Annotated in this window: 17 protein-coding genes; 9 read left to right on the forward strand and 8 right to left on the reverse strand. The window is 64.9% G+C overall.

From position 1 onward, the window contains the following. The first annotated feature begins 295 nt into the window (after positions 1 to 295). The 3 genes from ACVIHF_RS18520 (at position 296) to ACVIHF_RS18530 (ending at position 5,102) form a co-directional block, all read left to right on the forward strand. Entirely contained in the window at positions 296 to 505 is a 210-nt protein-coding gene (locus tag ACVIHF_RS18520; protein WP_038375549.1) for a hypothetical protein, read from the forward strand. A 614-nt stretch (positions 506 to 1,119) separates the two neighbouring features. Further along, positions 1,120 to 2,928 carry a multicopper oxidase family protein gene (locus ACVIHF_RS18525; RefSeq protein ID WP_456792411.1) on the forward strand — a complete coding sequence of 603 codons (1,809 nt, stop codon included), beginning with the start codon at positions 1,120 to 1,122 and terminating at the stop codon, positions 2,926 to 2,928. Then, on the forward strand, positions 2,928 to 5,102 hold the full coding sequence (locus ACVIHF_RS18530; protein WP_456792413.1) for an alkaline phosphatase family protein: 2,175 nt from the start codon (positions 2,928 to 2,930) through the stop codon (positions 5,100 to 5,102). Before ACVIHF_RS18525 ends, ACVIHF_RS18530 begins: the two co-directional genes overlap by 1 nt. Before the next feature lie 142 nt (positions 5,103 to 5,244). Here the strand turns inward: ACVIHF_RS18530 and ACVIHF_RS18535 are convergent, their stop codons facing one another. The 3 genes from ACVIHF_RS18535 to ACVIHF_RS18545 form a co-directional block, all read right to left on the reverse strand. Next, positions 5,245 to 5,547, reverse strand: a complete 303-nt coding sequence (locus ACVIHF_RS18535) for a hypothetical protein (RefSeq protein WP_225160323.1) — start codon at positions 5,545 to 5,547, stop codon at positions 5,245 to 5,247. 88 nt (positions 5,548 to 5,635) lie between these two features. Then, positions 5,636 to 6,850, reverse strand: a complete 1,215-nt coding sequence (locus ACVIHF_RS18540; RefSeq protein ID WP_253608224.1) for an amidohydrolase family protein — start codon at positions 6,848 to 6,850, stop codon at positions 5,636 to 5,638. A 108-nt stretch (positions 6,851 to 6,958) separates the two neighbouring features. Continuing rightward, positions 6,959 to 8,239 (reverse strand): RluA family pseudouridine synthase, encoded by a 1,281-nt coding sequence (locus tag ACVIHF_RS18545; RefSeq protein ID WP_456792414.1) that lies wholly within the window; start codon positions 8,237 to 8,239, stop codon positions 6,959 to 6,961. A 167-nt stretch (positions 8,240 to 8,406) separates the two neighbouring features. On the opposite strand from ACVIHF_RS18545, the gene ACVIHF_RS18550 reads away from it, so the two are divergent. Continuing rightward, positions 8,407 to 9,324 (forward strand): alpha/beta hydrolase, encoded by a 918-nt coding sequence (locus ACVIHF_RS18550; RefSeq protein ID WP_253608222.1) that lies wholly within the window; start codon positions 8,407 to 8,409, stop codon positions 9,322 to 9,324. Between the two features lie 282 nt (positions 9,325 to 9,606). Here the strand turns inward: ACVIHF_RS18550 and ACVIHF_RS18555 are convergent, their stop codons facing one another. Both ACVIHF_RS18555 and ACVIHF_RS18560 read right to left on the reverse strand, forming a co-directional pair. Then, the gene (locus tag ACVIHF_RS18555) at positions 9,607 to 10,941 is read right to left on the reverse strand and encodes a replication-associated recombination protein A (protein ID WP_141343263.1); all 1,335 of its coding nucleotides are present in this window, start codon (positions 10,939 to 10,941) and stop codon (positions 9,607 to 9,609) included. Continuing rightward, a complete protein-coding gene (locus ACVIHF_RS18560) occupies positions 10,938 to 12,296 on the reverse strand; it encodes a DegQ family serine endoprotease (RefSeq protein WP_092090135.1) in 1,359 nt (452 codons plus the stop codon). Before ACVIHF_RS18560 ends, ACVIHF_RS18555 begins: the two co-directional genes overlap by 4 nt. 345 nt (positions 12,297 to 12,641) lie before the next feature. Between ACVIHF_RS18560 and ACVIHF_RS18565 the strand changes: the two genes are divergently transcribed. Beyond that, positions 12,642 to 14,240, forward strand: a complete 1,599-nt coding sequence (locus tag ACVIHF_RS18565) for an OprO/OprP family phosphate-selective porin (protein WP_057015490.1) — start codon at positions 12,642 to 12,644, stop codon at positions 14,238 to 14,240. A gap of 351 nt (positions 14,241 to 14,591) precedes the next feature. Here the strand turns inward: ACVIHF_RS18565 and ACVIHF_RS18570 are convergent, their stop codons facing one another. Then, on the reverse strand, positions 14,592 to 14,972 hold the full coding sequence (locus tag ACVIHF_RS18570; protein ID WP_166205903.1) for a winged helix-turn-helix transcriptional regulator: 381 nt from the start codon (positions 14,970 to 14,972) through the stop codon (positions 14,592 to 14,594). A gap of 118 nt (positions 14,973 to 15,090) precedes the next feature. On the opposite strand from ACVIHF_RS18570, the gene ACVIHF_RS18575 reads away from it, so the two are divergent. The 3 genes from ACVIHF_RS18575 to ACVIHF_RS18585 all read left to right on the forward strand — a co-directional run bounded on the left by ACVIHF_RS18575 (position 15,091) and on the right by ACVIHF_RS18585 (position 18,517). Then, positions 15,091 to 16,104, forward strand: coding sequence for a zinc-binding alcohol dehydrogenase family protein (locus ACVIHF_RS18575; protein ID WP_253608221.1), 1,014 nt, complete (start codon positions 15,091 to 15,093; stop codon positions 16,102 to 16,104). 188 nt (positions 16,105 to 16,292) lie between these two features. Continuing rightward, a complete protein-coding gene (locus tag ACVIHF_RS18580; RefSeq protein WP_253608220.1) occupies positions 16,293 to 17,372 on the forward strand; it encodes an ecdysteroid 22-kinase family protein in 1,080 nt (359 codons plus the stop codon). A gap of 17 nt (positions 17,373 to 17,389) precedes the next feature. Then, positions 17,390 to 18,517, forward strand: a complete 1,128-nt coding sequence (locus ACVIHF_RS18585) for a hypothetical protein (RefSeq protein WP_253608219.1) — start codon at positions 17,390 to 17,392, stop codon at positions 18,515 to 18,517. On the opposite strand, the gene ACVIHF_RS18590 is transcribed toward ACVIHF_RS18585, so the two are convergent. Both ACVIHF_RS18590 and ACVIHF_RS18595 read right to left on the reverse strand, forming a co-directional pair. After that, complete coding sequence (locus ACVIHF_RS18590) at positions 18,518 to 18,814, reverse strand: DUF1330 domain-containing protein (RefSeq protein ID WP_225646166.1); 297 nt, start codon at positions 18,812 to 18,814, stop codon at positions 18,518 to 18,520. A gap of 6 nt (positions 18,815 to 18,820) precedes the next feature. Continuing rightward, positions 18,821 to 19,615, reverse strand: coding sequence for an SDR family NAD(P)-dependent oxidoreductase (locus ACVIHF_RS18595; RefSeq protein WP_076831371.1), 795 nt, complete (start codon positions 19,613 to 19,615; stop codon positions 18,821 to 18,823). Positions 19,616 to 19,858: 243 nt separating this feature from the next. Between ACVIHF_RS18595 and ACVIHF_RS18600 the strand changes: the two genes are divergently transcribed. Then, positions 19,859 to 20,893, forward strand: a complete 1,035-nt coding sequence (locus ACVIHF_RS18600) for an IS30 family transposase (protein ID WP_253608218.1) — start codon at positions 19,859 to 19,861, stop codon at positions 20,891 to 20,893. The last annotated feature ends 14 nt before the right edge of the window (positions 20,894 to 20,907 follow it).

Genomic DNA, 20,907 nt, shown 5'->3' on the forward strand with positions numbered 1-20,907 from the left:
CTTTACGACAAATGCGCTGAACGCATTGCGTATCGCGGAATCGCAGCGCCGTTGCGCGATGCACATTCGATACAGTCATGCGACGTTTCGGCGCGGCTAGGTAAGCAAGATTGTCCAATCGCCCGCGGCGCAATTGAATCAAAAGAGAAGTCATCATGGCAGCAACGAGCGATTTCCATCATTGGCACGCGAGAGTACGATCATCGTGTGCGGATGTGAGCCCGCCGCTTGTCCAAGCAACACCGGCCCGCGGCGACGGTGGAATGACCGCATCACTTGCAGAGTGAGGTTGATCATGGTGGCGCGCGCAAGCGACGGACAGCTTCTGTTGGTAAAGAAGCTTGGTGGGCTTATTGCTATCCTTGTTGGCTGCTTGCTGACAGCAGTCGGTGTGACATTCGAATCGACAAGCACAATTGTCGTCGGTGTCCTGCTTCTTGTGCTCGGAGCGGCCCTGCTCACGCTCAAGATCATGAGACGAAATCAAAGCGGTCCGTTTGGATAGCCAGACAGATTCGCAATTTCGACAGCCCTGAACCGGATCGCCGCGCCTTCGCCGGCCGATGCCGCTTGCCCGTTCGAACTCGCACCGGCGCGATAACAATTTCCTCCGTTTTGTTCGGAGGACTGCTCGCCTTCGTGAGGGGAATGCAGGACCGTCACTACGTGAGGCCCTGCCGTCGTGAATGACGACGCGAGTTCCGCCGGTTGCCGTGGCCCGCACGTCTCGTGCATCGACACGGTGCGTCGATCAGACCATGCCCCGCCGTCGTCCGACGGTTGGCGCAGGACCGCGAACAGGTGGCAGGATCGGCACACCGAAAAAATTTTCGTCGATTGCCTGCGCGTCGCCGTATCTCCGCAATTCAGTCGGTGAATGCCCATCCGATTGATCGCTCAGCAGGTTTGAACGTCGCGCCCATTTCTGCGTCGAAGTGCCGCAAGTTTCTGTCATCTGCGTGTTAAAAACCTGCCAGATTCCGGCAACAACGCACCGCTAGCCTCACGGCACCAAACAGAAGCATTTGCCGACCCTTGCGGTCGCGAGACGTGGACCGACGTCACGCGTGGCGCCGGTAGCGCGCTTGCGCGCCTGTGGCGGCGTATTGGCGGGGCGGCGTGGCACGACGACTTTCGACCGTTTGTTGTGTCATCGTCGCGGCCTGCCTCGGGCTCGCCGCGAGCGGCATGACGGCATGGCTCGGCGCGACGGGCTTGCAGGATGCGCCGCGCATGCAGCAGGACGTGTGTGCGCGGCCCGAACCCGGAAGCGCGATCGCGGAGCCGGCGGAATTGCGCAGCCGCGACGGCGTTCTCGAAACCGGCCTCACGATCCACGATCAGAAACTGCCGGATGGCACGAGCCGCTACTGCTATTTGACGCCGGACGGCAAACCGTCGCCGACGCTGCGCGTGAGGCCCGGCGATCAGCTGGTCATTCATCTCAAGAACGACCTCGTCGACCTCGACACGGCAACGCCTGCGATCGACCGCCCGCTCGCCGGCGCGCCGATCTGCACGGCGAAAAAGCCGGCAGACATTTGCGAGAGCGGCGCGATGACGCCAGTCTCGACCAATCTGCACTTCCACGGGCTGACCGTGCCGCCGGTCTGCCACCAGGATGAGGTGCTGAACACCTCGATCCAGCCTGATGATGCGCCGTTCGACTATCGCCTGCGCATTCCGGGCGACGCGCCGCCCGGCCTCTATTGGTATCACCCGCATCTGCACGGCCACAGCAAGACGCAGGTGCTCGGCGGCGCTTCCGGCGCCATCATCGTCGAAGGCATCGAGCGCGCCGATCCACAGCTCGCCGGCCTGCCCGAGCGCGTGCTCGTGATCCGCGACCAGGATCTGGTCAGTCCCGACGCGCCGCCGTCAAAATTCGAGCCGGTTATGACCAAGAGCCAGCTCGACAATGATGGCGACGTCGCCAATTCCGGCACCGGCTTCGGCAAGCCGTCGAAGGATCTCTCCGTCAATTTCGTGCCGGTGCCCTATCCGAACTATCCGCCGGCCAGGCTCACGATGAAGCCCGGCGAGCGGCAGCTCTGGCGCGTGCTGAACGCGTCCGCGATCACCTATCTCAACCTCGTGCTGCTGGTCGGCCGCGCGCCGCAGCAAATCGGCATCGTCGGGCTCGATGGCGTGCCGTTGCAGTTCGACGGCAGCCCATCGCCGTCGGTGCAATGGGTCAACCATATCGGCCTGCCGCCGGGCTCGCGCGCCGAGTTCATCGTCGAAGGACCGCCGGCCGGCGCACAGGCCTTGCTGGTGACGCGCGCGGTCGACACCGGGCCCGCCGGCGAAAACGACCCCAACCGCGCGCTGGTGGCGATCACGGCATCAGCCGATGCAAGCGAACGGCAGGCCGCACTGGCCGCGCACGCTGAGCCGCTGCCCCGCTCCGAGCGGCCGTGGCTCGGAAACGTCGCCCCGGTGCGCGTCAGGAAACTGTTCTTCTCCGAGCAGCCGGAGAACCCGAACGATCCGAACAGCCCGACCAGGTTCTTCATGACCCTCGACGGCGAGACGCCGAAGCCGTTCGATCCGCATTCTGACGTGCCCGACATCACCGTGCAGCAGGGCGACGTCGAGGATTGGATCATCGAGAACCGCTCGATGGAGCTGCACGATTTCCATATCCATCAGCTTCACTTCCAGCTGCTCGACTGGTCCGGCGTCGCCGTCAACGAGCCGTTCCTGCGCGATACCGTCAATGTGCCCTACTACAACAGCCGGATGCTGAAATATCCGAGCGTGCGCCTGCGCATGGATTTCCGCGATCCCAACATCGTCGGCACCTTCGTCTACCACTGCCACGTCCTCGAGCATGAGGACGGCGGCATGATGGGACGGATCAAGGTCGTGCCGCGAGACGCCGCAAGTTCCATCAAGCCGCCCAATCAGCAAAAAGGAGAGCTCTAATGCGCGACAGGCACAAGTCACGTTGGCTGCAAGGTTGCCGCCTTACCCTCAGCGCGCTTGCGCTAGGCCAGTTCACCGCCGGCCCGGTGCTTGCGGAGGATTGGAATCATCACGGTGGACACGAGGCGCGGTCGCCGATCAAGCACGTGATCGTCATCATCGGCGAGAACCGCAGCTTCGACCACGTGTTCGCGACCTACGTGCCTGAACGGCGCGGCGAAAGCGTGTTCAACCTGCTGTCGCAGGGCATCGTCAAGCTCGATGCCAACAAGAACGCGATCCCCGGGCCCAACTTCGAAAAGGCGCATCAGCAGGCCGCGACCGATACCGGCCTGAACGATGCGTTCCTGCTGAGCCCGCCGAAGCAGGACTTCCCCAGGGATCAATTGCCGGCTCCGCTGGTCGGCGGCCCCAAGGTCTCCTACATCCCGAACCAATGCGGCAGCTCGCCGATCACCACGTGCGAGGCATCGCTGGCGCTGGCGCAGCAGTCGGAATCCGGCCTGCCGTCCGAATACTACCAGTATCTGCTGACCGGCGGCACCGGCCAAACCTCGCAGACCCCCGACCAGCGCATCACCAATGTCAGCGCGCTGCCGGCCGGTCCGTTCCAGCTCACCAACAACGATGCCATGCCCTACGACGCCTATGCGGCGAGCCCGGTGCATCGCTTCTACCAGATGTGGCAGCAGCTGAACTGCAACCACTCGGCGGCCAGCCGCGACAATCCGTCGGGCTGCGGCAACAATCTGTTCGCCTGGGTTGAAGTCACCGTCGGCGCCGGCGCCAACGGCGCGGCACAGCCCTCCAACTTCTCCACCGACTATTCGCCGACGGCAACGACCACGGGCGAGGGTTCGACCGCGCTCGGCTTCTACAATGTGCAGAAGGGTGACGCGCCCTACTTCACCTCGCTCGCGCAGAAATATGCGATGAGCGACAACTTCCACCAGTCCGTCAACGGCGGCACCGGTGCCAATCACATCATGTTCGGCCATGCCGACATGCTTTACTTCGGCGACACCTACGGCAACGCCGCCGTGCCGCCGAACGGCGTGCAGGTGTTCGGCGGCACGCCCGACGCCGGCATCGTGCATCAGATCGAGAACCCGAATCCGGCCATGGGTACCAACAACTGGTACACCGAGGACGGTTACGGCGCTGGCGGCAATGGCGGCTTCGCGCCGCCCTACCAGACCAATCCGGTGTCCGGCGGCGGCTCCTACAGCGACTGCTCGGATCCGGGCCAGCCCGGCGTCAAGCCGATCCTCGACTATCTGAAGGGACTCCGGATCAATCCGAATTGCGAACCTGGCCACTATTATCTCTTGAACAACTACAACCCGGGCTATTTCGGCAACGGCAAGAACGCCTACACCGACACCAATCCCTCCAACACGCCGTTCACGATCCCGCCGTCGACCCGCAAGAGCATCGGCGACAGCCTGAACGAGCGCAACATCTCCTGGAAGTATTACGGCGACCAGTGGAACAACTACGTCAACGACCCCTACCAGCTCAACTGGGGCGTAGCCGGACCGAACGCCGACGAGTACTGCAACATCTGCAATCCGTTCCAGTACGACACCTCGATCATGACGCACCCGGAGCAGGTCGCAGCCCATATCAAGGACTCGGTTGATCTGTACTCCGACCTCTCCAAGCACGCGCTGCCGGCGGTCTCCATCGTCAAGCCGAGCGGCTTCACCGACGGCCACCCGGCGTCGTCCAAGCTCAACCTGTTTGAGGGCTTCGTGAAGAAGATCGTCGACCAGGTCGAGGGCTCCGACTACGCCAAGGACACCGCGATCTTCATCACCTTCGACGAAGGCGGCGGCTACTTCGACTCAGGCTATGTGCAGCCGCTCGATTACTTCGGCGACGGCACGCGTATTCCGCTGATCGTGGTGTCGCCGTTCGCGCGGCAGGGCCATATCTCGCATGAATATTCCGATCACGTCTCGATCATCAAATTCATCGAGCGGAACTGGGACCTGCAGCCGATCACGCATCGCAGCCGCGACAACTTCCCGAACCCGGTTGCGACACCCGGCAATCCCTATGTTCCGGTCAACAGCCCGGCGATCAGCGACCTGTTCGACTTCTTCGACTTCGACGGTGGCGGCCATCATCATGGTGACGGCAACGATCAGGGCGGCAACTGGAACCACTGAAGACGTACCTCGCCACACAACAATCCGCCGGCCCAAAGGCCGGCGGATTTCATTTTGCGCCAAGCAGGATGTCAGATGTTCGGATCAGGACCGATATCGGTCCAAGCGGCATCGGGTGCCGCCCTATTCCGCTGTCGAGGTTCTAATCGCGGTGGTTGGCGCAGGATCGCGAATAGGCTGCACGCTCGGCCTGGTTCAGGCCGGCGGCGGCGGCCTCGTCGAGGCACCGGCTGACGCGGTCGCCGAACGAGCTGCGCGGCCGCGAACGCAGGCTCGGCTGCGTCGGCGCGTCCATCCTGGGGATCGCCGGCACCTCGATCCGCGGCGGAGGCGGAGGCTGAGGGACCGGCGGATCCCACGTCGAGCGGCCGGGCGCAAGAATTTGCGCGCTTGCCGCGCCGATGGCCCAGAGCAGAATGCCGGCAACAATCAGGGATCGCTTCATAGCCTATATGTCGTGACGCGGCAGCAACGGTTCAAGTGAACGCACCAAGCGTCAATGCTGCCCCCGAAATGCGAGTTCCCCGCCATCGTTACGGCTTCTGGTAGATCACGTGACCGGCACGGATCGTGCTGCTCACTTTCGCAAGATTGCCGACGTCGCCGAGCGGATCGCCGTCGAGCACCACGAGATCGGCGTCGAAGCCCTGCTCGACCCGTCCCTTCTTCGCGGCCTTGAAGAACCGCGCCGGATTGGTCGTCAGCGAGGCCAGCACCTGCCGCTCCGACAACACGCGGTGCATCAGCTGAAATTCCTGCGTGGTGTCGTACAGCGTGGTGAAACCGACATCGGTGCCGAACAGCACCGTGCCGCCATTCTCCGAAAATTGCTTGAGCTGGTTGACGGTCGAAGCCACCAGACGGTTGGTGACATTCTGATCGAGCACCACCGTGGTGAACAGCGACAGTGTGGGAACGAGCGCAGTCCCCTGTGCCTTGAACCGCGCCAGCTGATCCGCGGTGTAGCTGGGTTCGCCGGGCGTGGTGTGCGCGAGCACGTCGACGCCGGACTCGATCACCGTCTCGACGCCGACCTTGTTCTGCGGATGTGCGAACACCGGCCTGCCCTGCGCATGCGCGACGTCGACAGCCGCCTTGGCGATTGCAGGGTCCATGTTGACGACGGGCTTGTCCCCCATGAACGCGCCGGTGAACAGTTTGATACCGTCCTCACCCATGCCGAGCCAGTCGCGCGCCCATTTCGTTGCCTCCTCCGGCGTTGCAACTTCGGGAAGCTGCACTTCGCGCGGGATGTAGACGGGGTGCCCGCCCTTCGGGAAGATGTTGCCGGCGAGCAGGATGTTGGGGCCGGCGACTTCGCCCGCGACGATGCGCTTGCGCAGCGGCAACGTGTCGCTCGGATCGGAGCCGAGATCCCAGACCGTGGTAAAACCCCAGCGCGTCAGCATCTCCTGCATGTGCTGCGTCAGCGCCGCGGCCGGCGCTGCGCCGGAATTGCGCCAGACTTTTTGCGTGAAATGGACATGGCTGTTCCAGAAGCCGGCGACGATGGTCTTGCCGCTGCAATCGATCACGCGGGCATCCGGCGGCGCCTGGATGTCGCCGGACTTGCCGACCGCGCTGATGACGCCGTCGCTCATCACGATCACCGCATCCGGCAGCGCCTGCGCATCGGCCGATGCGTAGAGCGTGCCGCCGCGGAGCACGATGGTCTCGGCCTGCGCCGTCATCGAGGCGACAGCCGAGCCGATCAGGAAAAGCGTGACGCGCAGCCAGGTGCCGATCATGGAGAGTCTCCGTTGCAGGCCGGCAAAGGCCGGCGCGCGAAGATAGCCGCAAAGCGCGGAGCCGTTTGATCGTTGTTGCTGTCCGCGCCGGATATCGGCGCCCGTCCGTCACTCCTCGGGCGCGTTCTCGATCGGGTCGAAGCGGTCGGCCTCGAGCCCGAGCAGATTCCAGGATTGCAGCATGTGCGGCGGCAGCGGCGCGGTGGCATCGATCACGCCGCCCCTCGGGTGCGGAATCACGATGCGGCGGGCAAGCAGATGCAACCGGTTCTGCAGGCCACCGGGCAGCTGCCAGTTCTCCTTGTTGAAATATTTGGGATCACCGACGATCGCGTGATCGATATGCGCCATGTGGGCGCGCAATTGATGGGTGCGGCCGGTCACCGGCTTGAGCGAGACCCAGGCGAGCTTGGTCGCCGAGGTCTCGACCACGGCATAATAGGTCACGGCGTGGCTCGCGCCCTCGTCACCATGCTCCGCGATCCGCATGATGCTGTCCTCCTCGCTCTCCTCCTTGGCGAGATAGGTCGAGATGCGGCCCTGCTTCGGCTTCGGCACGCCGGCGACCAGCGCCCAGTAGATCTTGCGCGCGGAGCGATGGCGGAATGCGCCGGTGAGATGCGTGGCGGCGAAACGCGTCTTGGCGACCAGAAGGCAGCCCGAGGTCTCCCGGTCGAGCCGATGCACCAGCCGCGGCTTCTGCCCCTTGGCGTCGCGCATCACCTCGAGCATCTGGTCGACATGGCGCGTCATGCCGGAGCCGCCCTGCACGGCGAGACCGGCCGGCTTGTTCAGCACCAGCACGTCGTCGTCCTCGTACAGCGTCATGTCCTTCAGCGCCTGCAGCGTCTTCGCCTCGGCCTCGGAGAGCGTGCCTGATGTCTTCGGCGTATCGAGCCGCAGCGGCGGGATGCGCACGCTCTGGCCCTCCTCCAGCCGGTCCTTGGAATCGGCGCGCTTGCCGTTGACCCTGAGTTCGCCCTTCCGGACGATGCGCTGGATGTGGGAGAACGACAGGCCGGGAAAGCGTGCCTCGAGGAAACGGTCGACGCGCATGCCGTTCTCGTCGGCGGTGACGACGACGGTCTGCACCTTGGTCGGCAGCGGCTGCTCGGCCGCGGGCTTCGTAGCGGCGGGCTCAGCCCGCTCCTGCCGGTCGCGACGCGACTCGGCAAAGCGCGGCGGCTTTCCGGCCGCACGATGCGCGAACGGACGCTCTCCAGACTTGCGCTCACCGAACTTGCGATCGTCCGGCTTGCGGGTGCGCTCCGCCGATCCGCTCTTGCCACGATCCTTACCACGATCGCCGGCGCGGTCCCGGTCGCGGCCCTTGTCGCGCCCTTTGGCGCGGTCGCCCGGCGATGTAGTTCTCTTGATGCGGCGGCTCATGGTGATTTTTCGGCTCCAGACCTGCATTGTGCCTAGCGCAAATGCCGCGAATCGTCACGGCGAAATCGGTGTGAATCCGGTGCAACATCGGCCATGTTCGGCCGCATACGGCAATCGACGGGGGCCCTGGAATGAGACTGGCGATATCGGCTTTGGCGGCGGCCCTGATGCTCACGGACCCTGCGCTCGCCCAGCAAAGCCCGATGCCCGAAGCCGCGATGCCGGAAGATCTGGCCTGGAAGCTCCTGGAACTCGGCCGCGTCATCGACCCACCCAAGACCGCTGCACTCTACGCGCCGCTGCAACAGAAGGAGCCCTATCAGGGCGTCAAGGTCGAGCGCGACCTCAAATACGGCTCCGCCGACCGCCATCTGCTCGACGTGTTCACGCCGGAGACGGCGGCGCCGGCACGGCCCGTGCTGATCTACATCCATGGCGGCGGACTCATTGCCGGCAACAAGCGCGCGCCCGGCAGCCCGTTCTACGACAACATCATGCTGTGGGCGGTGAAGAACGGCTTCGTCGGCGTCAATGCCACCTATCGCCTGGCGCCGGCCTTTCCGTGGCCGGCAGGCCCGGAGGACATCGGTGCGATCGTGCAGTGGGTTGCGGAAAACATCGCCTCCCGCGGCGGCGAGCCCAGGCGCATCTTCCTGATGGGCCAATCGGCCGGCGCGATCCATGTCGCGAGCTATGTCTCCCATGGCGAATTCCACAAGGTGAAGGGCGGCGGGCTTGCCGGCGCGATCATGGTGTCGGGCATCTATGATCTGACGGCCTCGCCGGCCGGTGACGCAGAGCTCGCCTATTACGGCTCCGATCCCTCGCGCTATGCCGAACGCTCCTCGCTGCAAGGGCTGGTCGCGAGCCCGATCCCGTTCCTAATCACCGCGGCCGAGCTCGATCCGCCGCGCTTCGTCGAGCAGTTCGAGCTCATGAAGCAGGCCAGCTGCAAGCGGCCGAGCGGCTGCGCCCGCAGCTTCATGCTGCCGCAGCACAGCCACATGTCGGAGGTCTATGCGATCAACACGCCGGACACGCGGCTGACGGACGAGATTTTGGAGTTCGTGAAGAGCGTCAAGTGACGCGCCAGCGCAATATGAGGTTATGGGCCGTTGCAGCGGGCGCTGGCAAAATATCGAGAACAACCCCATGCAAAGGAGCCGGCGGCGATCGGCGTGGCACCAAGCAACTTGACACGTCGGGCAAATCAGGAATATATTTCTAATATTCCGAACTTACGTAAGTATTCCTCGCCTGAAGGTGTTGCATATGGCATTGGCGAGCCTCCGCAACTGACGCTTTCACGCCGCAGGTGGAAACGGGAACGTGCGTTATTCGCGGCCACGGCCCAATCTCGTCTTGCCCTAGCTCCCGCCCCGTTCCTTGCGCAGCCGCTGCCAGTAATCCAGCCGCTTGCGGATCTCGCGTTCGAAGCCGCGGTCGGGCGGATCGTAGAAGGTCTGGCGGCCCAGCGCTTCCGGGAAATAGTCCTGGCCGGAGAATGCGTCCGGCATGTCGTGATCATATTGATAGCCGGAGCCGTAGCCCTCCGACTTCATCAGCTTGGTCGGCGAATTCAAAATGTGCTTCGGCGGCAGCAGCGAGCCGCCCTGCTTTGCGGTCTGCATCGCAGCACCAAACGCGGTGTAGACCGCGTTCGATTTCGGCGCGGTGGCGAGATAGACCACGGCCTGCGCGATCGCGAGTTCACCCTCCGGCGAGCCGAGGAAATCGTAAGCATCCTTGGCGGCGTTGCACACCGCCAGTGCCTGCGGATCGGCAAGGCCGATATCTTCGACCGCCATGCGCACCACGCGCCGCGCCAGGAACAGCGGATCCTCGCCGGCATCGAACATGCGCGCGAGATAATACAGCGCCGCATCCGGATCGGAGCCGCGCACTGACTTGTGCAGCGCCGAGATCAGATTGTAATGGCCGTCGGCCGATTTGTCGTAGATCGGCGCCCGGCGTTGCAGGATGGCCTGCAACTGCTCGGCGTTGAACACCTCGCCCTTGCGGGCGGCGCGCCAGACCTCTTCGGCCAATGTCAGCGAGGCGCGGCCATCGCCATCGGCCATCCGCACCAGCACGGCGCGGGCTTCGGCATCGAGCGGCAGCGGCTTGCCCTCGATCTTCTCGGCATTGGCGAACAGTTTCTCGATCGCCGCCGTATCGAGCGAGTGAAACACCAGCACGCGGGCGCGCGACAGAAGCGCCGCGTTGAGCTCGAAGGACGGGTTCTCCGTGGTGGCGCCGACCAGCACCACCGTGCCGTCCTCCATCACGGGCAGGAAGGAATCCTGCTGCGCGCGATTGAAACGATGCACCTCGTCGACGAACAGCAGCGTGCCCTTGCCGGTCTCGCGGCGGGCACGCGCGGCATCGAACGCCTTCTTGAGATCGGCGACGCCGGAGAACACCGCGGAGATCTGCTCGAAATGCAGCTCGGTGGCGTCGGCCAGAAGCCGCGCCACCGTGGTCTTGCCGGTGCCGGGCGGTCCCCAGAACACCAGCGAGCCCAGCGTGCGCGTCTCCAGCATCCGCGTCAGCGCGCCGTCAGGGCCGAGGATGTGATCCTGGCCGACGACATCGGCCAGCGTGCGCGGACGCAGCCGGTCCGGCAGCGGGTGCGGCGCGTCCTGCTCCATCCCCGCCGCAGCAAAGAGGTTGCCGGCCTCTCGCGGTTGCTTGGGGCTCATCCGCCGAGCGTCACGTTGATCTGCTGGCCGCCGCGCACCAGCGTGATGCGCCAGACCCGCGTCCCCGTCTTCGATGCCTTCTCGAGGTCGCTGGTCCGCACGATCTTCTCGTTGTTGACCGCGAGGATGATGTCGCCCTTCTGGAAGCCGACATTGGCCGCGGTGCCGTCACCGGCGAGATCAGTCACCACCACGCCCTCGGCACCGGCGTCGAGATGCAGTTCGTCGGCCAGCGCCGGCGAGATGTTGGCGACCCTCGCGCCCTGGAACGGCGAGCGCGCGGTCAGCACGATCTCGTCGCGGTTGGTGTCGGGCGCGGTCTCCAGCGGTATGGTGAGCTTCACCGGCTTGCCGGCGCGCTGCACCTCGATCTCCGCGTTGCCGCCGAGCGGACGGGTCGCGAAGCGGTAGTCGAACGCGTTGGGATCGTCGATCGGCGTGCCGTCGATCCCGACGATCAGGTCGGAGAGCTTCAGGCCCGCCTTCGCCGCCGGGCTGTTCGGCGCGACGTTGGCGACCAGCGCGCCAGACGGCAGCTTCAGCCCGAGCGTCTCGGCAATCTCCGGCGTCACCGCCTGCAGCCGCGCGCCGAGCCATGGCCGCTTCACATTCTTGCCGCCGCTCTTGGCGGAGGCCACCACGACGCGCACCATGTTGGCGGGGATCGCAAAGCCGATGCCCTGCGAGCCGCCGGAGCGCGAGAAGATCGCAGTGTTGATGCCGGCGAGCCGGCCCGTCATGTCGACCAGCGCGCCGCCGGAATTGCCGGGATTGATCGCGGCGTCGGTCTGAATGAAGAATTGATAATCCGTGATCCCGACTTGAGTGCGCGCCAGGGCCGAGATGATGCCGTGCGTCACGGTCTGGCCGACGCCGAACGGATTGCCGATCGCGAGCACGACGTCACCGACCTGCAGTTGGTCGGAATTGGCGAAGTCGAGGGTCGCGAACTTCTCCTTGTTGGTGTCCTTCAGGCGCAGCACCGCGAGGTCGGTACGGCTGTCCTTCAGCACGATCTCGGCCTCGTATTCGCGCTTGTCGGCGAGCGAGACCTTCACCTGATCGGCGCCCTCGATCACGTGATTGTTTGTGACTACGAGGCCGGAGCCGTCGACCATCACGCCGGAGCCGAGCGAGCGCTGCATCTGCTCGGGCTGCTGTCCCGGCACGCCGAAGAAGCGGCGAAAAATCGGGTCATCCAGAAATGGATTGCGGTTTTGCACGGTCTTGGCGGCGTAAACATTGACCACCGCCGGCTGCACCCGCTGCACGATCGGCGCATAGGACAATTGCAGCTCGGCCTGCGAGGACGGCACGCGGCGGTCCTGGGCCGCGGCTGCGGAAAGATTCCCCATGAAGGCCAACGTGCACAGAGCGGATACGGCAGCAAAGCGGACAGGTCGGAGCATTCTCACCTCTCGTGGAAACGCCGGAATATAGGCGTGTTCGCCGGGCAATTGAAGGGCGCCCGGCCGGATAACTGGCCCCCCGCCGTACCGGTGCACAACCCGCAGCGGCCGCGTTGAAGCGCGCCGCCAAGCTTCTATGATGGCTGTCATCTCACTGCGCCGCTCCGCTTGTTGCCTGCGGACCACAAGCGGAACTGCGATGCCCGGAAGCACTGTCGTGCGTCAGTCACGATACGCTCCTAGGACCGTTCAGTGAGTGAGTGGGGAATTCAAACACAACAGGGGTGCACAATGGGTGCAACAAAAGTCAGTGCAATCGCCATAGGCCTGGCAGGGGCGCTTGCCGCCTCGCCGGCCTATTCGCAATCGGCCGGAGGCGGCAGCGATGCGGAGATCGCGCTGCTGAAGCAGCAGCTGAAGATGCTCGAGCAGAAGCTCGACAAACTGCAGAAGCAGACCAACGCCAATACCGCAAGCGCAGCCAGCGCAAACGCCAATGCGAAGGCGGCGGATGCCAAGGCCGCGCGGGTGGCGACCGCCAACGCCGCGATCCCGGTGAAGGGCCCGGTCGCGCCGTCCGGCGTCGTGGTGACGATGCCGAACAACCGGCCGACGATCTGCACCGCGGACGAACAGAACTGCGTTGCGATCACGAGTCGCGTGCACTGGGATGTCGGCGGCTATGACTATCGTCCGAACACCGCAGGCACCTCGCCGCAAAAGCTCGACAGCGGCGAGAACGTCCGCCGCGCACGCATCGGCATCGTCGGCAAATTCTTCGGCGACTGGAATTACTCGCTGATCTACGATTTCGGCGGCTCGTCCGACGGCTTCGGCGGCGCGGCTCCGGGATCACTGCCCGGCGGCGGCACCTCGGGCATCGAGAATGCGTATCTGAGCTACACCGGCTTCAAGCCGTTCGGCGGCAAGATGGCGATCGAAGGCGGCATCATGGACGTGCCGTGGACGCTCGACGAAGCGACCAGCTCCAACGACATCCTGTTCATGGAGCGCGCCTCGGTCGGCATCATCGCCCAGAACATCGCCGCCGGTGACTTCCGTTCGGCCGCCGGCACCCGCTGGTGGAACGACCAGTTCTGGATCGGCGGCTATGTCACCGGACCGACGTCGGGCGCCATCCACTCCGCGTCCTCCGCCTCGCCGGCCGGCACGTCCGAGCAGTATGGCGGCGTCATCCGCGTCGCCGGCAATCCGATCAGCGGCAAGAACTATTCGGTGCACATCGGCGCCGATGCGGAATGGCTGGTGCAGCCGCCGCGCAACCAGCTCACGCAGGCGCAGACGCTCACGCTCAGCGACCGGCCCGAGCTGCGCATCGATCCGACAACACTGATCTCGACCGGTGCGATCGCCAACGTCTCCGGCGCGCAGGTGTACGGCGTCGAGGCGGCAGCGACCTATGGCCCGTTCATCGCGCAGGGCGAATATTACTGGTTCAATGTCGATCGCTCCGCGAACACCGGACTGCCGCCGTTCGGCGCGCCGAGCCTGAAGTTCGACGGCGGTTACGCGCAGGTCGGCTACGTGCTGACCGGCGAGAATCACGCCTACAATCCGGCGACGGCCTCCTATAGCGGGATCAAGCCGCACGATCCATTCTCGCTCGCCGGCGGCGGCTGGGGCGCCTGGGAAATCGCCGGCCGCGTCAGCACGATGGACCTCAACGATCAGATCGCGCAGGCGGTCGGCATCGCGGGCGGACGGCAGACCGTCTACACCGCCGCGCTGAACTGGTACGTCAACAACAACGTCCGCTTCATGCTGAACTACCTGCACGGCGATATCGCCAAGCAGGCCTCGGCGACCTCGGCTGCGGACGTCGGCTCGAAGTTCGACGCGGTCGCGCTGCGTACGCAGGTTGCGTTCTGAGCTGATCGGAGCTGAGACCAACTCATAGACGGCCGGGGCATCGCTCCGGCCGTTTTCATCGAGCGTTTGGTTCACGCGTTTCTAGCTGAATGAGATCGGTCGAATATTGACAGGACGGCGCCGCGCTCCCTCTCCCCGTTCTTACGGGGAGAGGGTTGGGGTGAGGGGCCCTCTCCGCGTATTCGGCAGCAGCTGCGCTTGCTGAGGCTCCCCCTCACCCGGAACGCATCTGACGATGCGTCATAGCCGAAGCACCGCTTCGGCGTTCTTGAGAACGGCCGCCGTAGGCGGCCTATGCCTCTCCCCGCACGCGGGGCGAGGTGAAGCGGAGCGCGTCGCGCGAACATGCTTTCAGGCCGCGCGCTTCGACTTCTTCACAACAACCTCCGGCGCCGGCGCGCAGGACAGCCGCTCCTGATGGCCCTCGCCCCAGGCTTTCAGAATATCGATCACCGGGCGCAGGCTCTCGCCGAGTTCGGAAAGCGTGTACTCGACCCGTGGCGGCACCTCGGCATAGACCTTGCGGATCACGAGGCCGTCGTCCTCGAGCGCGCGCAGCTGCTTGGTCAGCATGCGCTGGGTGATGCCGGGCATCCGCCGCCGCAACTCGCCGAAGCGCTGGGTGCCGGCCTGCAAGTGGTACAGGATCACGCCCTTCCACTTGCCGTCGATCAGGTCGAGCGCCGCCTCGACCGCGCAGCCCGGCCGGCGCGCGAAATTCTTCCGTTTCATCCAGTATTTTCCCAATAGTATACAAACAGGGACTAGTTCCCTGTTTTTACAGTACTTGCCAAATGGAAGCCAGCGCGACAGTTAATCGGCAGGCAATCGCCCACCACGGAGACCAGGCATGAAGGCCGTCGGATACCAAAAATCGCTGCCGATCGAGGCGGCGGATTCGCTCGTCGATTTCGAGATCGCCAAGCCCGAGCCGAAGGGGCGCGACATCCGCGTCGCGGTAAAGGCCATCTCGGCCAATCCGGTCGACTACAAGGTGCGCAAGCGCGCGGCGCCGACCGACGGCGGATACAAGATCCTCGGCTTCGATGCGGCCGGCGTGGTCGACGCGGTCGGGCCCGACGTCTCGCTCTTCAAGCCCGGCGACGAGGTGTTTTACGCGGGCTCGATCCTGCGCCAGGGCACCAATTCGGAATTTCATCTGGTCGATGAACGCATCGTCGGCAACAAGCCGGCGTCGCTGTCATTCGCGCAGGCCGCCGCCCTGCCCCTGACCTCGATCACCGCGTGGGAGCTGCTGTTCGACCGGCTCGGCGCGGTGCCGGGCAAGAGCCTCGATCCGCGCACGCTTCTGATCATCGGCGGCGCCGGCGGTGTCGGCTCGATCCTGATCCAGCTTGCGCGCCGCCTGACCGGACTGACCGTGGTTGCGACAGCAACGCGGCCGGAGTCGCAAAAGTGGTGCCGCGATCTCGGCGCCCATGCGGTGATCGACCACTCGCAGCCGATGAAGGAGCAGATCGAGAGCTTGAGGCTGCCGCCGGTCGGCCTCGTCGCCAGCCTCACCTTCACCGACCAGCACTACAAGTCGATCGCCGACTTCATCGCGCCGCAGGGCAAGTTCGGCCTGATCGACGATCCGCCGGAATTCAACGTCGCCGCGTTCAAGGGCAAGGCGGTCTCGGTGCACTGGGAATCGATGTTCACGCGCTCCTCGTTCCAGACACCCGACATGATCGCGCAGCATCATCTGCTCAACGATGTCGCCGACCTGATCGACAAGGGCGTGCTGCGCACCACGCTCGACCAGACCTTCGGTACCATCAACGCCGCCAACCTCAAGCGCGCCCACGCTCTGCTGGAAAGCGGCAAGTCACGCGGCAAGATCGTGCTCGAGGGCTGGTAAGGCTCCTAACGTCCGCTTCCTCATGCCCAGGCAACATCCCGGGCATGATATCCCCACAGGCCGGCGGGTGGCTTTTGCCAAAGCCGCCAGCGCCTGTATGATTTGCGCAACGATCACCCCGTCCTCAATCCGGCCGCGCAGGACGCGGCCGGAGCGGTGGTGACGCCCACGGGGATGGGAGGAAACCGATGAGTTTGCTCACGGCCGATCCGTCGCGGATCGATCCGGAGTGGATGACGCGGGCGCTGCGCGAAGCCGGTGTGATCGACCAGGTCAGGGTCGTCGATCTCGCCTGCAAGCCGGTCGGCAATGGCCTCGTCGGCGACAGCTATCGATTTCGTGTGACCTATGACGGTGACGAGCCGAACGCTCCTTTGAGCGTCGTCGGCAAATTCCCGGCCGCAGATCCCGACAGCCGCCGCTCCGGTTCCGCGCACACGCTTTACGTCCGCGAGGTCGCATTCTATCGCGAGCTGGCCGCCACCGTCGCCATTCACACCCCCCGGCCGATTCTTGCCGAGATTGATCCGGCGACCGACGACTTCACCCTGATCCTGGAGGACCTCGCGCCCGCACGTCCGGGCGATCAGCTCGCCGGATGCTCGATCGCCGACTGCCAGATCGCCATGACCGAGGCCGCGGCGTTGCATGCGCCGCGATGGAATGACCCGAGCCTCGATGCGGTGCAATGCTTCGTGATGGCCGCAAGCCGGCGCAGAGACCTTCGCTCGGTGCTGCCCGGCATCATCGGTCACTACAAGGAGCGATATCGCGGCGTGATCGAGCCTGAATTCCTTGATCTGATCGACCGGCTTCCGGACGCGCTATTGCGCTACCAGTCCGATCGATCGGCGCCGCGAACCCTCCAGCATGCGGATTTCCGGCTCGACAACATGCTGTTCGACGTCCGCGGCAATACCCATCCGATGGCGACGCTGGACTGGCAGACGCTGACAGTGGGCCCAGGAATCGTCGACGTCGCCTATTTCCTCTCGGCCGGCATCGACCCGATCGAACGGCGGCTTCATGAAGCCGACCTGGTGCGGTTCTATCATTCGGAACTGATCCGGCGCGGCGTGCGGGACTACGACTGGGATCGTTGCTGGCAGGATTACCGGCGCTACACGCTGCACGGCATCATGATGGGCGTGGTCTCCGCGCTCAGCGTCCAGCGCTCCGAGCGCGGCGACGCGCTGTTCCTGAAAATGACCCGCGGCGCCTGCGCGCAAGCCCTGGACCACGACAGCTTTTCATACTGGAAGGACTGACAGCGAAAGGGATCGGCGTGCTCAACAAACTGGACGATTTCCCCATCCACCAGACGCCGGAGCCGATCGCGGTTCCCTCGACCAGCGACCGCAATGTCTATGACCGGACCTGGTTCAACGGCTACACCGCCGACGGCGCGTATTATTTCGGGATCGGCATTGCGATCTACCCGCACCGCAAGATCCTCGATTGCGCCTTCAGCGTCGTGGAACGCGGCGGACGGCAGCACTGCTTTTACGGCTCGCGGCGCGCCCCGCTCGAGCGCACCGAGATGCAGGTCGGTCCGTTCAGGCTCGAAGTGCTCGAGCCGATGCTGCGGACCCGGGTCGTGCTCGACGACAATGCGACGGGCCTCGCCTGCGACCTGACCTTCTCCGCGCGCACCGCCGCGATCCAGGAAGCGCGCCAGACGCTTTGGTCGGGCGGCCGCCGCGCGATGGATTCGACCCGGTTCGACCAGTTCGGCCGCTGGAGCGGTGTCATCAGCCACCCCGACGGCGGGATCAAGGTCGACGATCGCACCTGCTACGGCACCAAGGATCGCTCCTGGGGCGTGCGCAATGTCGGCGAACGCGACGTCGGAGGCGCGCCGATGCCGCCGCCGAGCGTGTTCTTCCTCTGGGCGCCGCTGGTCTGGGACGACCACATTTCGCACGCGATCTTCTTCGACGGGACGCAGGGCGAGGCGCTGGTCCGCGAGGGCATCACCGCGCCGCTCTACCGATGCGAGGCCGAGATTCCCGGCGTGGTCGACGGCCTCGACCGCCGCATGGCGACCGCGCGGCATCGCGTCAAATACGTGCCGCACACCCGGCTGGCGCAGTCGGCTGAAATCGACCTCGTCGATATCGACGGCCACACCACGACCATCGCGCTCGACCCGATCCTCAAATTCCAGATGAAGGGCCTCGGCTACGGCCATCCGCAATGGGGCCAGGGCATGTGGAAGGGCGAGCTCGAGATCGGCGGCGAGTCGCTCGATCCATCGACGCTGGATCCGCTGGCCCGCGAGAATGTGCACGTCCAGCAGGTGGTCCGCGCCCGCCAGGGCAGCCGGACGGGGATCGGCGTTCTGGAGCAGATTTGCTTCGGTCCCTACCGTCCCGCAGGCTTCAGCGAGTTTCTCGACGGCGCGAAGGGATAGCTAGGTCGGCGGCACGCCCTCGACGAACAGCAGGCGTCGCTCCAGCGCGGTTGCGCGAAGCTTCAACGCTTCGGCATATTCCGGTGACGCATACCATTCGCGCAGGCGCGCCATGGTCGGAAATTCGACGATGACGATCGCGTTCGGTGGTGGACCGCCCTCCACCACCTCGACTGTGCCGCCGCGCACGACGTAGCGCCCGCCATATTTTGCGATGGTGTTCGCCGCCAGCGTGCGATAGGCCTCGAACGCCGCGGCGTCCCGCATCTCGACCTCGGAGATCACATAGGCCGGCATGCGGCCTCATGCGATGGTGTTGACGATGCCGCCTTCGGCGCGCAGCGCGGCGCCGTTGGTCGCGGATGCCTGCCTGGAGCAGACATAGACCACGAGATTGGCGATCTCCTCGGTGCTGGCAAAGCGCTGCAGCAGCGAGGTCGGCCGGTGCTGCTTGACGAAGTTGGAGGCCGCCTCCTCGACCGATTGGCCGTTCTGCTTGGCGAGATCCTTGACGAAGGTCTCGACGCCTTCGGACATGGTCGGTCCGGGCAGCACCGAGTTGACGGTCACGGCGGTGCCTTTGGTCAGCTCGGCGAGCCCGCGCGCGATCGCAAGCTGCGCGGTCTTGGTCATGCCGTAATGGATCATCTCGGTCGGAATGTTGAGGCCGGACTCCGAGGAGATGAAGACGATGCGGCCCCAGTTGCGCTTCAGCATGCCCTGCATGTAGCCGCGCGACAGCCGGACGCCCGACATCACATTGACCTCGTAGAAGCGGCTCCAGTCCTCGTCGGGAATGTCGAAGAACGGCTTCGGCTCGAAGATGCCGGCATTGTTGACGAGGATGTCGACGTCCGGCAGCGCCGCGAGCAGCGCCTTGCAGCCCGCCGCGGTCGAGACGTCGGCGGCAATGCCGCGGAGCTTTGCGTCCGGTACTGCCTTCGTGATCGCGGCAATCGCGGCATCGACCTTGGCCTGACCGCGGCCGTTGACGACGACCTCGGCGCCGGTCTCGGCCAGCCCCCTTGCGATGGCATTGCCAATGCCCGCGGTCGAGCCGGTCACCAGCGCAGTCTTTCCGGAAAGGTCGATTTTCATCTGTCATCTCCATTGATGTCGACGGACATATCGGGCGCGGCATGCAGCGCCGCAATTGCATCTCACCGATGCGTGAGGAAATAGAACACACCTCGTCGTCCTGGCGAAAGCCAGGACCCATTACCACCGCAGGTGATTATGAGAAGGATTTGAGCCCCAGCGTCGCGCAACAATTTAGATTTGGGGTAATGGGTCCCCTGAGTTCACAAACGAAGTGCAACACTTCCTTGAGGAGGTGTTGCCATGGGGCGGACTTACAAGCAGCTCTCTCTGGACGACCGATGCGAGATTGCCTGCCTATCGGCCAATGGCAGCTCGGTCCGGCAAATCGCGGCAGCTCTGGATCGCTCGCCATCAACGATCTCTCGGGAACTGAGGCGCAATCGGGGGAGCCAGGTCGGCTACAAGCCGAGCTATGCCCAGCACCAGATGCGAGCGCGGCGCTGGACGGGCGGACGCCTCGAACGGGAGCCCGGCCTGCGCCGCGCGGTGTTGCAACGCCTTCGCCGCGGCTGGTCGCCCGAGCAGGTCGCTGGCCGGCTGGCCCGCGAGCACGGGCGCAAGGTGATCTCCCACGAGACCATCTACCGCTTCATCTATGGCCAACTCAGGCGCACCACGGACTTCAACTGGCGGCGCTATCTGCCGCGCGCCAAGAGCAAGCGCGGCTGCCGCGGCAAGCGGGGCGGCAGCCCCGCAAGCTTCATCGAAGGCCGTGTACCCTTGGCAAATCGGCCGCTCGAAGCGGCCGACCGCAGCGTGCCCGGACACTGGGAGGCCGACCTGATGATGTTCTCGAAATACGGTCAGGCCGTGCTGACCGTGCACGAGCGCACCTCGCGGCTGCTGCTCGGCATCCGCCTTGCCAGCAAGGTCGCGCGCGGTGTCGCCCGCCATCTCGTGGGCTTCTTCGCGCCCCTTCCACAAGAGCTGCGCCAGAGCGTTACCTTCGACAACGGCACCGAGTTCGCCGGTCACCTGGCGCTGCACCGCCTCTCGATCGCGACCTTCTTCTGCGATCCCCATGCCCCCTGGCAGAAGGGTGGCATCGAGAACGCCATCGGCAGGATGCGCCGCTTTATTCCCCGCAAGACGGATCTTCTAACCCTCTCGACCGCCAGGTTCCGCCAGTTCATCGCCGCCTACAACAACACCCCGCGCAAATGCCTTGACTACCGCACGCCTGCCGCGTCCTTTGCTCAAGTGTTGCACTTCGAATGTGAATCCACCTCCTGGCTTTCGCCAGGACGACGGGGATGGAGCGTGGCCACCAAATAAAAACGGCGCCCGAA

The sequence above is a fragment of the Bradyrhizobium sp. USDA 4506 genome (assembly GCF_054058795.1).

Bases quoted from the DNA above. Each gene is read 5' to 3' on its own strand.
- ACVIHF_RS18520 (WP_038375549.1), top strand. From the start codon at position 296: ATGGTGGCGCGCGCAAGCGACGGACAGCTTCTGTTGGTAAAGAAGCTT.
- ACVIHF_RS18530 (WP_456792413.1), top strand. From the start codon at position 2,928: ATGCGCGACAGGCACAAGTCACGTTGGCTGCAAGGTTGCCGCCTTACC.
- ACVIHF_RS18535 (WP_225160323.1), bottom strand. From the start codon at position 5,547: ATGAAGCGATCCCTGATTGTTGCCGGCATTCTGCTCTGGGCCATCGGC.
- ACVIHF_RS18540 (WP_253608224.1), bottom strand. From the start codon at position 6,850: ATGATCGGCACCTGGCTGCGCGTCACGCTTTTCCTGATCGGCTCGGCT.
- ACVIHF_RS18545 (WP_456792414.1), bottom strand. From the start codon at position 8,239: ATGAGCCGCCGCATCAAGAGAACTACATCGCCGGGCGACCGCGCCAAA.
- ACVIHF_RS18550 (WP_253608222.1), top strand. From the start codon at position 8,407: ATGCTCACGGACCCTGCGCTCGCCCAGCAAAGCCCGATGCCCGAAGCC.
- ACVIHF_RS18555 (WP_141343263.1), bottom strand. From the start codon at position 10,941: ATGAGCCCCAAGCAACCGCGAGAGGCCGGCAACCTCTTTGCTGCGGCG.
- ACVIHF_RS18560 (WP_092090135.1), bottom strand. From the start codon at position 12,296: ATGGGGAATCTTTCCGCAGCCGCGGCCCAGGACCGCCGCGTGCCGTCC.
- ACVIHF_RS18565 (WP_057015490.1), top strand. From the start codon at position 12,642: ATGGGTGCAACAAAAGTCAGTGCAATCGCCATAGGCCTGGCAGGGGCG.
- ACVIHF_RS18570 (WP_166205903.1), bottom strand. From the start codon at position 14,972: ATGAAACGGAAGAATTTCGCGCGCCGGCCGGGCTGCGCGGTCGAGGCG.
- ACVIHF_RS18575 (WP_253608221.1), top strand. From the start codon at position 15,091: ATGAAGGCCGTCGGATACCAAAAATCGCTGCCGATCGAGGCGGCGGAT.
- ACVIHF_RS18580 (WP_253608220.1), top strand. From the start codon at position 16,293: ATGAGTTTGCTCACGGCCGATCCGTCGCGGATCGATCCGGAGTGGATG.
- ACVIHF_RS18590 (WP_225646166.1), bottom strand. From the start codon at position 18,814: ATGCCGGCCTATGTGATCTCCGAGGTCGAGATGCGGGACGCCGCGGCG.
- ACVIHF_RS18595 (WP_076831371.1), bottom strand. From the start codon at position 19,615: ATGAAAATCGACCTTTCCGGAAAGACTGCGCTGGTGACCGGCTCGACC.
- ACVIHF_RS18600 (WP_253608218.1), top strand. From the start codon at position 19,859: ATGGGGCGGACTTACAAGCAGCTCTCTCTGGACGACCGATGCGAGATT.